Annotated in this window: 16 protein-coding genes and 1 pseudogene; 6 read left to right on the top strand and 11 right to left on the bottom strand. The window is 67.7% G+C overall.

Annotation, left to right across the window (positions count from 1 at the left end):
• Positions 1–331 (bottom strand): annotated as a pseudogene (locus tag ACFY2B_RS45430) (hypothetical protein); the annotation flags it as partial.
• 323 nt (positions 332–654) lie between these two features.
• Here ACFY2B_RS45430 and ACFY2B_RS45425 point away from each other — a divergent pair.
• Positions 655–1,110 carry a hypothetical protein gene (locus ACFY2B_RS45425; RefSeq protein WP_390768928.1) on the top strand — a complete coding sequence of 152 codons (456 nt, stop codon included), beginning with the start codon at positions 655–657 and terminating at the stop codon, positions 1,108–1,110.
• A 21-nt stretch (positions 1,111–1,131) separates the two neighbouring features.
• Here ACFY2B_RS45425 and ACFY2B_RS45420 read toward each other — a convergent pair whose 3' ends face one another.
• Complete coding sequence (locus ACFY2B_RS45420) at positions 1,132–1,821, bottom strand: GAF and ANTAR domain-containing protein (protein WP_390768927.1); 690 nt, start codon at positions 1,819–1,821, stop codon at positions 1,132–1,134.
• A 360-nt stretch (positions 1,822–2,181) separates the two neighbouring features.
• Between ACFY2B_RS45420 and ACFY2B_RS45415 the strand changes: the two genes are divergently transcribed.
• The 5 genes from ACFY2B_RS45415 to ACFY2B_RS45395 all read left to right on the top strand — a co-directional run bounded on the left by ACFY2B_RS45415 (position 2,182) and on the right by ACFY2B_RS45395 (position 5,727).
• Positions 2,182–2,556 carry a gas vesicle protein gene (locus ACFY2B_RS45415; protein WP_390768926.1) on the top strand — a complete coding sequence of 125 codons (375 nt, stop codon included), beginning with the start codon at positions 2,182–2,184 and terminating at the stop codon, positions 2,554–2,556.
• A 56-nt stretch (positions 2,557–2,612) separates the two neighbouring features.
• Entirely contained in the window at positions 2,613–3,044 is a 432-nt protein-coding gene (locus tag ACFY2B_RS45410) for a gas vesicle structural protein GvpA (RefSeq protein WP_390768925.1), read from the top strand.
• Positions 3,041–3,814, top strand: coding sequence for a GvpL/GvpF family gas vesicle protein (locus ACFY2B_RS45405; protein WP_390768924.1), 774 nt, complete (start codon positions 3,041–3,043; stop codon positions 3,812–3,814). The genes ACFY2B_RS45410 and ACFY2B_RS45405 overlap by 4 nt, the downstream gene beginning before the upstream one ends.
• Before the next feature lie 138 nt (positions 3,815–3,952).
• Complete coding sequence (locus tag ACFY2B_RS45400) at positions 3,953–4,585, top strand: DNA primase (RefSeq protein ID WP_390768923.1); 633 nt, start codon at positions 3,953–3,955, stop codon at positions 4,583–4,585.
• Positions 4,582–5,727 (top strand): SRPBCC family protein, encoded by a 1,146-nt coding sequence (locus ACFY2B_RS45395; RefSeq protein WP_390768922.1) that lies wholly within the window; start codon positions 4,582–4,584, stop codon positions 5,725–5,727. The genes ACFY2B_RS45400 and ACFY2B_RS45395 overlap by 4 nt, the downstream gene beginning before the upstream one ends.
• A 114-nt stretch (positions 5,728–5,841) precedes the next feature.
• On the opposite strand, the gene ACFY2B_RS45390 is transcribed toward ACFY2B_RS45395, so the two are convergent.
• The 9 genes from ACFY2B_RS45390 to ACFY2B_RS45350 form a co-directional block, all read right to left on the bottom strand.
• Entirely contained in the window at positions 5,842–6,636 is a 795-nt protein-coding gene (locus tag ACFY2B_RS45390; protein ID WP_390768921.1) for an RNA polymerase sigma factor SigF, read from the bottom strand.
• A gap of 574 nt (positions 6,637–7,210) precedes the next feature.
• On the bottom strand, positions 7,211–7,471 hold the full coding sequence (locus ACFY2B_RS45385; protein WP_390768920.1) for a CsbD family protein: 261 nt from the start codon (positions 7,469–7,471) through the stop codon (positions 7,211–7,213).
• A 194-nt stretch (positions 7,472–7,665) separates the two neighbouring features.
• Positions 7,666–7,938, bottom strand: a complete 273-nt coding sequence (locus tag ACFY2B_RS45380; RefSeq protein WP_376536150.1) for a gas vesicle protein K — start codon at positions 7,936–7,938, stop codon at positions 7,666–7,668.
• Positions 7,935–8,144, bottom strand: a complete 210-nt coding sequence (locus ACFY2B_RS45375; protein WP_376536148.1) for a gas vesicle protein — start codon at positions 8,142–8,144, stop codon at positions 7,935–7,937. The genes ACFY2B_RS45380 and ACFY2B_RS45375 overlap by 4 nt, the downstream gene beginning before the upstream one ends.
• The gene (locus ACFY2B_RS45370) at positions 8,141–8,890 is read right to left on the bottom strand and encodes a GvpL/GvpF family gas vesicle protein (protein WP_390768929.1); all 750 of its coding nucleotides are present in this window, start codon (positions 8,888–8,890) and stop codon (positions 8,141–8,143) included. Before ACFY2B_RS45370 ends, ACFY2B_RS45375 begins: the two co-directional genes overlap by 4 nt.
• Before the next feature lie 93 nt (positions 8,891–8,983).
• The gene (locus ACFY2B_RS45365; RefSeq protein WP_376536144.1) at positions 8,984–9,304 is read right to left on the bottom strand and encodes a gas vesicle protein; all 321 of its coding nucleotides are present in this window, start codon (positions 9,302–9,304) and stop codon (positions 8,984–8,986) included.
• Positions 9,301–9,549 carry a gas vesicle protein GvpG gene (locus tag ACFY2B_RS45360; RefSeq protein ID WP_390768919.1) on the bottom strand — a complete coding sequence of 83 codons (249 nt, stop codon included), beginning with the start codon at positions 9,547–9,549 and terminating at the stop codon, positions 9,301–9,303. Before ACFY2B_RS45360 ends, ACFY2B_RS45365 begins: the two co-directional genes overlap by 4 nt.
• A gap of 9 nt (positions 9,550–9,558) precedes the next feature.
• Positions 9,559–10,320, bottom strand: coding sequence for a GvpL/GvpF family gas vesicle protein (locus tag ACFY2B_RS45355; protein WP_390768918.1), 762 nt, complete (start codon positions 10,318–10,320; stop codon positions 9,559–9,561).
• A gap of 394 nt (positions 10,321–10,714) precedes the next feature.
• Positions 10,715–11,554 carry a Rieske 2Fe-2S domain-containing protein gene (locus tag ACFY2B_RS45350; protein ID WP_390768917.1) on the bottom strand — a complete coding sequence of 280 codons (840 nt, stop codon included), beginning with the start codon at positions 11,552–11,554 and terminating at the stop codon, positions 10,715–10,717.
• Between the last annotated feature and the right edge of the window lie 304 nt (positions 11,555–11,858).

The raw sequence follows: 11,858 nt of genomic DNA, 5'->3' as shown, positions 1-11,858 counted from the left end.
GATCGTCAACTCCGCCGTGCCCCGCTGGGCCGCGATGAACCTGCTGGCACCCACCTACGAGATGTCCGCGCGGATCGCGGCCAAGCTGGACCAGGACGGCCTGCGCCAACTTCGCCTGCCTGCGGGCCACTTCACGCCGCGCCTGGGACTGCTCCGCAAGGAACAGCCGGTCTTGCTCCCGGTCGTACGCAGTGGCCCGCAGTACCCATGCGAACTGCCGCGACCACCGGCCCACCAGCGCGCGGGATTTATCCAACTCTCGTGCCACCTTCGTGACACTCCGCGCGGGACCAAGATCGCGGTACACAGCGAACGCCGCGAAAGCCTGCACGGACTCATGGTCCTGGCGCTCCCAGGGATCGATAAGGCCCCGGACAACCACCGGTCAGCCTTCCTTCTCCCCCTGTGCCGACGATGCCAGCCACCATAAATCACATAAGAGCAGTCAGTCGGTCTGCGAAGGCGGAACGGTCTCGGCCGGAACAACCGCGTCGACACCCATGTGTGCGCTTCAGGACCAGGGCCTGACGGGGACGGGGTCGCGGGTGCTGACGGCCGCGGTGGCACCGGCCGCCGCCAGCAGCAGAATGACGACGATCACCGCGTCAGTCACGTCGCACCCCCCGGAAGCCCCCGGACAGGGCCCGCGAGGCGATGACGTTCCCGCAGACCAGCAGCGCGCCGATGGCCATACGTTCCAGCAAGAACAAGCGCGAAGGCCGTCTCTACCTGGACGTCCAGCGAAATGCCTACGCCCAGACCTCGGTCGCACCCTATGCCGTACGCGCCCGCGTGCACGCCCCGGTGGCCACTCCGCTGGACTGGGACGAACTCGACGACCCGCAGCTGGACCCGCGCCGGTGGACGCTGCGCACCCTCCCCGACCGCCTCGACACACAGGGTGACCCGTGGAAGGGACTCAGTGCCTGCCGGCGCTCCCTCACGAGGGCCGCGCAGCGTCTCGACGCGCGTCGGTCGACCGCCGCCACGGCCCGTTCCGGGAACATCCGAGTGAAAGGAGCGGAGCCGGGGACTTGGCATGCAAGCCGGGTTCAGCAGCCTTCCCCCGGGGGCCGGGCCCGGCCGAGGCCCCTCTGGTTCGGACCATGAGCCGGAGGGGTCGCTACGCGGTCAGGACGGGCTGCCCCGCTCGCAGACCAGCTGTGCGACCTCACGGAGTTTGACGTTCTGCTCCTGTGAATAGCGGCGCAGCACGTCGAAAGCCTGATCTTCGGTGAGGTTGTGGCTGCCCATGAGGATGCCCATGGCCTCGCCGATGACATGGCGGGTGGCGACAGCGTGTTCCATCTGAGCATGGCTGCGAGCACTGGAGAAGGCGACCGCGGCGTGGGAGGCCAGCAGCCAGCCGGCCAGCTCACTGGCCTCGGTGAAGGCCCCGGGCTTACCGGAGTAGAGGTTCAGAGCACCGAAATCCTCGTCCTCGGTGTACAGCAGGAAACCCATCATGCTGCCCACGCCGAGCCGGTGTGCCCTGCGGGCGTAGGAGGGCCAGTGCGGCTGTTCCACCGTGAAGTCCGGGATGCGGAACACCCGCTCGCCTTCCTTGACACGCGCCGCGTCAAAGCACGGTCCCTCCTTCAACCGCTCCTGCAACCGGTCACTCTCGATCACCAGCTTGTCGGTGGGGGCCAGCGTCTGAACCTTGGCACCGTGCAGCACCAGGATGCCGGCCGCGTCGCAGCCTTCCACCAGGTCGATGGCCGAGTCGGTGATCCTTTCGAGGGTGGCACCGACCGACGGTTGCGCCAGAAGATCCCTCGCCATCGATGCCATTTGCTGCGCGAACCGCGCCCACTCCATCGCTCCGCCACCTCCGGTCCGTCCCGGTGGTCCCTCCGTATACCCAGCATTCCACGGACCACCCACCGCCGCGGTACGCCCAGAGATGCTTGCCTGACTCACATTCCCCGCGGTAGGGGGACTGCGTCGTTGGTTGGTCTGGGACGTCGCCCAGGTGTTTGTGCGCCAGGTCGGCGGGGACTCGACGTGCAGAACTTGGAACGACTGCTCCAAGGACCGCCGAGAGGATACGGACGCACGAGGGACGGCGGGCGCAATGGCCGCCTTCCTGGGCTTCGACAGCGTAGGCCCGTGTCGCTTCGCCCTCTGAGACTCCGAACTCATGACCGCCGTGCTCGTGCGGCCCGGATGTGAGGCGGCATGTCGAACACGAACGGCACTTCGAAGCCACATGATCCGCACCGGGGCAGCTCTGCGCGGACCGCGCGCCGCTCCACCGAGAACGACAGGGCCAGCGGTCGGCGCAGGCCCCCAGAACTGCTGCGTCAGGCACGTACTCAGTTCGCTGAGCTCACCGGCATGGATGCCGAGACCGTGTCGTCCTTCGAGCAGACGGAGGACGGCTGGTCCCTCGAAGTGGAGATCCGGGAGCTTGCGCGCGTGCCCGACACCATGAGCCTGATGGCGAGCTACCAGGTCGATCTTGACGCCGAAGGGCAGCTCACGGGTTACCGGCGCATCCGCCGCTACGAACGCGGCAGAGCCGACCCGCGCGGGCCGGGCGGCGGCCGATAGGGCACTCTCGCGACCCACCCCACGAAACTTCACAACGGACAGGGAGGAAGAGGCGCATGACTGTAGTACCGGCACAGCAACCCGCCGGAGGCACCGGCAGCAGCCTCTACGACGTGCTGGAACTCGTACTGGACCGGGGTCTCGTCATTGACGCGTTCGTGCGTGTGTCCTTGGTCGGCATCGAGATCCTGAAGATCGACGCCCGTGTCGTCGTCGCGAGCGTCGACACCTATCTGCGCTTCGCGGAGGCATGCAACCGCCTCGACCTGGAGGCGGGACCGCGCAAGAGCCCCGGGCTCCCGGACTTGGTGGGAGAGATCACCGAGTCGGGTGCGCGGGGCAAGTCGAAGGGTGCACTGTCCGGAGCCGCTGAGACCGTCTCCGACGCCTTCCGCGAAGCGCGTGAGGAGCATGCGGCCAAACAGGGCGAGCCCCGCCCGCGGCCCCGTAAGAGCACCGAAGCGCGAAGGAAAGAGGAGCGGGAGTGAATACCTACGTCTACGGGATCACGGCCGCCTCGCACCCCGCGCCGCCGAAAGGGATCGCCGGCGTCGGCGACCCGGCCCGCCTGGTCCGGACGCTCACCGAGGGTGATCTGACGGCTGTTGTCAGTGATGCACCCGAGGGTCTGCGTCCCAAGCGGAAGGACCTCTTGGCTCATCAGAACGTGCTCACCGAGGTGGGCACGGCGGGCTGTGTGCTTCCCATGCGGTTCGGTAGCGTCGCCCCCGATGACGGCACCGTCACCGAGGTGCTCGCGCAGCGGGCGGACCACTACCAGGAGCGGCTGCGGGCGCTGAGCGGCACGGTCGAGTACAACGTCAAGGCCGTCCCCATCGAGGAGGCCGTACTGCGCCGCGTGGTCGGCCGGAACTCGGAGATCCGGGATTTGGCGGATGCCAACCGTCGTGCGGGCGGCGGCAGTTACGAGCAGCAGGTCCGGCTCGGCGAGATGATCGTGTCCGCGGTGCAGGCTCAGCAGAGCGAGGACATCGCAGCGGCGACGCGGGTCCTGGAACCGGAGGCCGTCGCCGTAAGCGCCGGTCCGGAGTCGACGGACTGCCTGATCAACCGGTCCTTCCTGGTCGGGCGGAACAAGGCACAGGCATTCCTGGCGGCCGTGGAGGACGTTCGGAAGGAACTTCCGCACCTGGAACTGCGTGTCAGCGGTCCGCTGCCGCCGTACAGCTTCGTGGAGCCGGGCCCGGCCGAGCCCGCGCACCGTACGCCCGACAGTGCCCACCCAGGAGCGAGGTAGCGCCATGGAACCGATCAGCGAAGCGCGGCCATGTGCGTGGTCGACGAGAAGGAGTTCGGTCGGGACACGACCTCGGATCCTCGACCTAGTGAAGATCGGCCTGCACTGCGAGGCAGGCCCAGGCGATAGGACGGCGTGATGAACCGAGTGGGACTCGGCCTGGCCCTGGGGGCCGGATACGTCCTCGGACGTACGAAGAAGATGAAACTGGCGCTCGCCATCGGCTCGCTGATGGCCGGCAAACGATTGAATCTCGGCCCACGGATGGTCACTGACCTGGTGAACCAGCAGCTGCGGGACAATCCGCAGTTCAAGGAGATCGGCAACCAGTTGCGTGGGGACCTCCAGGGCGTCGGCAAGGCAGCGTCGGGCGCGATGGTCGAGCGACAGATCAACGCGCTGGCCGACCGTCTCCACGGGCAGACCGCCCAGGTGCGCGACCAGCTCGCCGGCGTGTTGCCGGACGTCTCTGCCCCCGCCGCCGACGAGGACGAGAACGAGGAACCGAGCGAGCCCGACGAGGAGACCGAGCCGGATCGCAAGGAAGAACCAGAACGCAAGGAAGAACCGGAAAGCAAGGAAGAAGAGGCGAAGGGGCCTGCACAGAGAGTTGCCAAGAAGGCGCCGGCCCGGACGCCGGCACGGAATGCGGCAAGGACGGCTCCCGCCAAGAAGGGGGCCCCGAAGAAGACCGTGGCCAGGACGACAGCCGCGGCCGGTAGCGGTTCCACCGGCCAGGCCCGGCGACCGAAGGGTGGCGGAGGACGATGACCGAGACCCTCGGCTCCGCGACGTCCGCCGTGGGCGGCGCTCGTACGGGAGCGAAGGACAACATGCTGAGCGGCCTGGCGCACAGCGAGGCCGCCGACCGGCTGAAGGCGGAGGCACAGGAGTTCCTTGCGGTCCAGGCCCAGCGGGCGCTGGTCGGCGTCGGACAGCAGCTCGGCAAGGCCACAGTCAGGCTCACCGACATCGCCGAAGGCAACAGCCCGGGCCTGATCAAGCTGGCCCTGGAGGGTGGCCGCAAACTCGCGGAAGGAAAATCCCCGTTGCGCTCGGCCCTCGAAATCGGTACTTCCCGCGCCAAGGACCATGTGATGGGCGCCCTGAAGAACCTGGGTGGCCGCAAGGGAAAGGGGAAGGGAAAGGGCGTGGGCAACAAGCCCACCACCATCATCGAGCAGATCGATGTCGGCGTACCCCTGCGCACGGCGTACGACCAATGGACCCAGTTCCAGGACTTCAGTACCTTCGCCAAGGGCGTGAAGAGCGCCAACCGCGCGGACGACACACACTCCGACTGGCAGATGAAGGTCTTCTGGTCCAACCGCAGCTGGAAAGCACAGACGACCGAACAGGTCCCGGACGACCGCATCGTATGGACCTCCGAAGGCGCAAAGGGCACCGCGAAGGGCGTGGTCTCCTTCCACCCCCTCGCCGACAATCTCACCCGGGTCCTGCTGGTCATCGAGTACTACCCGAGCGGCCTGTTCGAGAAGACCGGCAACCTCTGGCGCGCCCAGGGCCGCCGCGCACGACTGGATCTGAAGAACTTCGCCCGCTTCATCAGTCTCAAGGGCGAGGCGAAGGACAGTTGGCGCGGTGAAATCCGCGATGGCGAGGTCGTCCTCAGCCATGAGGACGCGCTCGACCAGGAGGAGCAGGAGGCCGAGTACGGCGAGGAAGAGGAAACAGAGGCCGAGTACGAGGGCGACGAAGGAGACGAAGAGGAGGAAGAGGAAGAAGAGGAGGGGAATGAGCCGTACGCGGAGGACGAAGGCGACTACGAGGAAGAGGGCAAGGGAGGGTACGAGGGGGACGAAGAAGAATCCGAGGGCTCCGAGGACTCCGAGGACGAGGAGTTGGAGAACGAGTACGAGTACGCCGGGGAGGGAAGCCGTCGACAGCGATGAGCAGGGTGGCAGTCGCCAAAGCACCGACGGTATGGCCGACCGGACCCGCGGAGGCCGCGGGTCCGAGGCCGTGGCGTCGGGGCTGTCGCCGTCACGCGGCTTGACCTCAACGCACTAGGCAGCAGCATCCTCCAGGACTTCCTCCCGGAGCTGTCGGAAGCACTTGTTGAGCAGCCGTGAGACGTGCATCTGCGACAGCCCGAGTTGCTCGGCGATCTGGCTCTGTGTCATGTCCTCGAAGAACCGCAGGTAGAGAATGGCCCGTTCACGCTCCGGCAGAGCCTGCAGACGGGGCTTGACTCCCTCACGGTCCACGACCGTGTCCAGTGCGGTATCGGCTGTACCGAGAGTGTCACCGAGACAGGAACCGTCTCCACTGGGCATCCCGGCATCCAGGGACAGGACGCTGAACGTGTCCAGCGCGTCCAGGCCGACCCGCACCTCCTCCTCACTCAGGTTCGCGCACTGGGCGATCTCGGGGACACTGGGCCAGTGGTCCGACACGCTCCGGGACAACTCCTGGCGGGCGGACCGGACCCGGTTGCGTAGTTCCTGGACCCGGCGCGGCACATGCAGGGTCCACATGTGGTCACGGAAGTGCCGCTTGATCTCCCCCGTGACCGTGGGCACGGCATAGCTCTCGAAGACTTTCCCGCGCACGGGGTCGTACCGGTCGACCGCCTTGACCAGCCCGAGGGCCGCGACCTGGCGCAGATCCTCATAGGTTTCACCCCGGCCGGAGAACCGGCCCGCGATGCGGTCGGCCATCGGCAGCCAGGCTTCCACGATTTCGTCACGCAGCGTGTCATGCTGTCGGCCGGCCGGGAGTTCGGCAAGCCTGCGGAACGCGTCCGCCGTGTCGGGGGCGTCGTCGTGCGGGTGGTGTTGCGTGCTTGCTTGGGTTGGCATGGTGCGTCGCCACTCTCATGTGTGGATGGACGATCTCCATGGGAGTGCGACCGTGTTCCGGACAGTCGCGGCCGGGCGAGCCGACGTCGCTCCCACGGGCGTGCCTCTGGTCCGAAACACCTGTTTGTCCCATATGCCCCTCTCGCCGGAACGCAAACTCCGGAAGCGGATTTCCGGCAATCCACAGCATGATTTTTTCGGTGCTGTCGCCACAACCGCCGACAGGCGGCCCGTTTCCGCCGCCCTCCACGCACGGTTACCTGGTCAGTGACCAACCGCTTTCCGCTGCGGAGGTGACCCGCCATGCCGGGCGGTGATCGGCGCGCTCTCCGCAGCCGTGTCGGCGTTCGAGACCACGGTCATGCATCCGACCAGGCCCCGACCGGCGTGGCTCCTTCGGCTTCTACCGCACGAAAATCCCCCAACTCCCCCGGGGTGACCGCCGACGCCCATCCGGTTCGCGGCTCGGCAGCGCCCGATTCCGGGCACGCCATGGGCCCAGCCGGCCGACATTCGGACATCCGAAACTCGTACACACGAACCCGCTGGACCCATAGCCCCTCACTCGCACCCGTCACATGTTCTTGCGGGCCTTGCCCTTCAGTTCTTCCGCCTTGCCTTTCAGTTCTTCCTTCGTCCCACGCGCCGTCTTGGCCGTCTCACCGACCGCCTCGCGGGTCTTTCCCTCGACACGGTCCCGAACGCCCTTGAGGTGCAGGCCCTCGTCACCGACGATGTCTCCGGTCGCTTCCTTGGCCCTGCCCTTGAGTTCCTGGGCCTTGCCATGAATCTTCTTTCCCTGTCCAGCCACGGGTATCAGCTCCTCGATCGACACATTTCGTTCTCGCCTACGACTACCTTCGAGGAGCGAGTCAAAACCTCGCATATGCACCTTTTGCCTGGCCCGGTGGTCACCGGTGAAGACCGGATGGGTATGGGCCGACGGCGCAATGGACTCCGATGCCCCCGATCAACGCCGGGCTGCTCGGCGCCCCTTCCAAACCAGGGAACGGGCCACTGTGCCTTGCCTCATCGAGGAAGCAGCGGGCCCAGTGGACCGAGGTCCAGGTTGAGGTCCTCGGGCTGCAACCCGTAATGATCTCGGAGTTCAGCCATGCGTTCCTCAAGGAGCATGAGCGTGAGGCCGATACGCTCCTCCTGGTCCTCGCTGAGAGTTCCGCTCTCGAAGCGGCGCAGTGCTTGGCGTTCCATCAACTGCCGCAGCAGTTCCACCACGGTCAGGACGAGCTTCACCAGATCGCGTTCCACGGTCTCGGGTTCGAGTTCGAGACGTTTCGTCATGACAGTTCCTCCGGTCCAGCCGTGCCTTCTGGCCAGGGCGCGGGGATCTTCTGATTCACCGAGCTGATCAAGGCGTTGAGGTCGACGCGTACGAGGTCGACGTCCGCGATGTTCAGAGTGAGGTTGCCGACGACAACCACACCGCCGGCGAGCAGCCGGTCCAGGATGTCGACGAGGCTCACCTCCCTGCCCTCCACGACGGTCATCGCCTCGTTCCTCCCTCCCCTTCTCGCCGCTCGTCCAGCCGTAGTCCCTCGTCACCGCTGAAGGAATAGGCCGCCCAGGGACCCGTGAGTTCCACTCGGAGCCCTTGCGGACCACCGGTGATCGCCACGGTCTCGTCCTTCTTCTCTTCGACGATCTTGGTGAATTCGCGAGATCTCACCCGGTCGACCAAGTAGGCGGCGTTCAATACGTTTCTCCCCCGGACACCGGAAAGGACCGCTCCCTGAGGGCGGTGGAGCCGGGTGGCCACCGCATGCCGGGCCAGTTCTGCGTGGAGCGTCTCCGAGACACCCTCGGCCTGCTGCCACTGCGTTTCCTGCGCCGTGTGCCGGTGGGACCGCTGCCGGAGGTAGTCACGCCCGGTGGCGGCCCTTTTCTGCTCTGTTTCCGGCGCTGCCTCCGGGAGATACATGTAGACCTTCACACCCCATTCGACCCGGCCGTCCACCCGGCCCAGCAGCTCCAGAAAGCGATCCTTCTGCGTCCGGAGCATGGTGCGCACCCCGTCGTCGTCGCGGAAGACGGTCCCGAGCCGCAACGGCAGCGGACTGGTCACCGTCATCAGCGCGGCGACCACGGCCTCGTGGGCGCGTGCCGTGCTGCTGACCCAGTCGAGGTCTTCCAGACGCTTGCGCAGTGCCGATTCGGCGAAATCCTCTTCTCCTACGTCACCGACGATCGCGACAAGGCCCTCACCTGCCAACCGCCGGGGCGGAGCGCCTGCCACGCCGGCGAGGGCGGGCAGAGGCGCGTCGAAGGGCAGACACACGGCATAGACGTATCTCAGCTCACCCACCGTCTTTTCCTCCTCGCGTTCCGCTCACCGCCGCCCCTCCGTCTCCTCCAGTTCCTGAAGGCGTTCCCGCAGTCGTGCGTTCTCGCGGGACAGCTCGTTGCGCCGGGCACTGGACGACAATGCGGGATCGGTCTCCCACCAGTCGATTCCCATCTCCTTGGCCTTGTCGACGGAGGCGACGATGAGCCGCAGCTTGACCGTGAGCAGCTCGATGTCCAGGAGATTGATCCGGATGTCGCCCGCGATGACGATGCCCTTGTCCAGGACCCGTTCGAGGATGTCGGCGAGGTTGGAACCCCCCGGCGCGGACCGGTACGGCTCCGGAAATCCGCTGGCGGTCGTCATCGGAACTCCCCGCCGATGGGTGCGGCTGCCTGCAGTCGGTCGAGCAGTTGCTCCTCCAGACGATCGAAAGTCTCCTCGTCGATGTCACCCGCCAGGAGCCGCTGCTCAAGCTGCGCGAGTTCCCGTCGAATGGTCGCGGGGTCGTAGTGCTGGCGCTCGGCCTCGGCCGCGATCTGTTGCAGCACCCACAGGCTGCCGCGGACCGGCGCGAGGGGGAGCAGCAGAATTTCTTCGAAAAGTCCCATGACCTCACCTCAGGCGGACTCTGTGTCGGCTTCGGCACCGGCCCGGCCGACCGGTACGGGCTCGACGAAGCTGTACGGCGGCGGTGGACCGTTGACCCGTCTGTCCAGGTGCGGGTTTTCCTTGCGGACCCGCACGACTACGGGCAGGAACTTCTCGACGGACACACGACCGACCAGGAAGGAGACGTTCACCAGCCACGCGGTGCTCTCCGGGCCGACGCTGACCGCCTCAGTCAGCGGCACCAGTGCGAGCCGCAACTGACGGGCATCCTCGGCTTCGCGGTCTTTCACAGCAGCCGCTACCAGCTCACCGAGACGCATCCGCTGCTGGTGGTCGTCACGGCGCGTGCCTCGGTTCTCGTCCAGCAGAGTACGGATCTCCGGGTGGTCGGCCAGGACGCGGTGCAGCACCGACTCCGCCAGATGCGCGGCCTTCACGTAGTACTCGGCTCTGCCGTCGAGCACGTGCAGCCGTTCGATGAACTGTTCCGCGTACACGGCGAGGGCTGCCATCACCGCCGCGTCGTCCGCGCTGACGCCGCCGAAGCGCATGGGCAGCACCGGACCCGACGCCGCTGACTCGTGGACGACGGTCTGGTGAGCCCGCAGATCGTTCCTGCTCGGCCGGAGCCCGAGGGATGCGTCGCTGACCACCGCTGCGAGATCACTCTCGGTCACGACACGCACCGCAGGAGGCGGATCTCCCACACCGGGCAGCCCCACGGGTACGGAGAGACCGCGCTGTCCGGTGCAGTACACATAGGTACTCATGTGCCTCCACCTCCTGCGTGCGCCTTGGTGCTTCCGGCGACTGGTCTGGTGGTGGACCTGCGGCGCGGGTGGCGCCAAGTACTGGGGCCGACCGCGTGCCGCCTTCCTGATCGCGTACGTGCCGACCCCGTGGCCCCGCCAAGACGTCGAATTCCGCTCACGTCGCTCATCGAGTGACCCCGACGGCCACGGGCAAACGCACGACGCCGTACGGCCGGAAAGGGCCTGGCCGTACGGTCGGTGAGGGCTTGCGCAGCCTGTGTGGAGCGCCCGAGGGAAAGGGTGGAGCGCCTGGGGGAAAGGGCTTTCTCTGCCCTACCCCACGCGGGCAGGGCGTCGTCGCAGCAAGGCAGCCGATCAGGGCCCGCCCGCGACCGGCGGCTGACTCGATCCCTCAGGACTGCTGCGCGAGGCGGACGTCGACGGTTCCGTCGGAGGACACCCGGCAGTCGAACCGCGGCTGCGGTGCCGTCGCCGGCCCCTGGACGTTCGTGCCGTCCGACAGCCGGAACTGGCTTCCGTGCCAGGGGCATTCGATGCAGCCCTCCAGGACCTTGCCGGCGTGGAGCGGCCCGTCCATGTGGCTGCACCGGTCGGCGAGTACGTTCAGCACCCCGTCCTCGTCCCGCACGACGACCAGGGCCACCTCGTCGGCGGTCCGCCGTACGGGCTCGCCCATCGGAAAGTCGTCCAGCGTTCCGACCCGGTGCCAGCCCGGCTCGACCAGCACGGGGACGGCTTCCGCATGGTTGACGCCGGCGGCCTGCCGATAGGCGAGGTGGCCGCCGAGCAAGCCCCCGGCCGTGGCGATCGTCAGCCCGCCGAAGCCGAGCGTGCGGCCCAGTGCCGGGCGCCCCTTCGTCCGCGCCGACAGCGAGGCGGCGTACGCGGTGACCGCGGCGACGTTCGCCGCGGCGTGGACCAGGCCCACACGGGCCTGCCGCGGGCGCTGCTCCGCCCAGTCCACCCAGCCGGCGAGGGCGGCCGGTCCCGCGGCGGCCAGGCCAACCGCCACCAGACGGCGCGCGGCCCGGCTCTCACCCGGGAACAGGTCCAGGACCGCGGCAGAACTCCAGGCGCCGATGGGCAATTGGACCAGGACGGGGTGGAGGGGATGGCCGAGCCAAAGGCCCCGCCACACGTCTCTGCTCTCCCCCAGGGGAAGCGCGCGAACTGCTTTGCGCATCCATCCGGAGATGCCGTCGAGCCGTTCCTGCCCTTCGAGGGCGTCCATGACGGTCGTAAGCGAACGGCTCAGCGGTCCGTGTGATCCGGTCGTCAGTCTCATGGGTCTCATAGCTCTCATGCGGACCGACTTTCCCTTCCGGAACACAACAAACCGGAAAAACGTGACGTCCGGTTCCGGTCGCGAGCGGCGCGAACAGGAGCGGCGGCCCGCGCACATCTCCGGCGCCGGGGGGGGGCCCCCCCCCGGGCCCCCCCCCCCCCGGGGCCGCCGGGGGGGCGGGGGGGGGGGGCGGGGGGGGGGGGGCGGGCCGACGGGCCCGGAACGCGGGGGGGGGGGCCCGGGGACGCGG

The sequence above is a fragment of the Streptomyces sp. NPDC001270 genome (genome assembly GCF_042896695.1).
Lineage (GTDB): Bacteria > Actinomycetota > Actinomycetes > Streptomycetales > Streptomycetaceae > Streptomyces.
The sequence above is the reverse complement of the archived record's forward strand: the minus strand, read 5'-3'. Positions and strand labels throughout refer to the sequence as shown.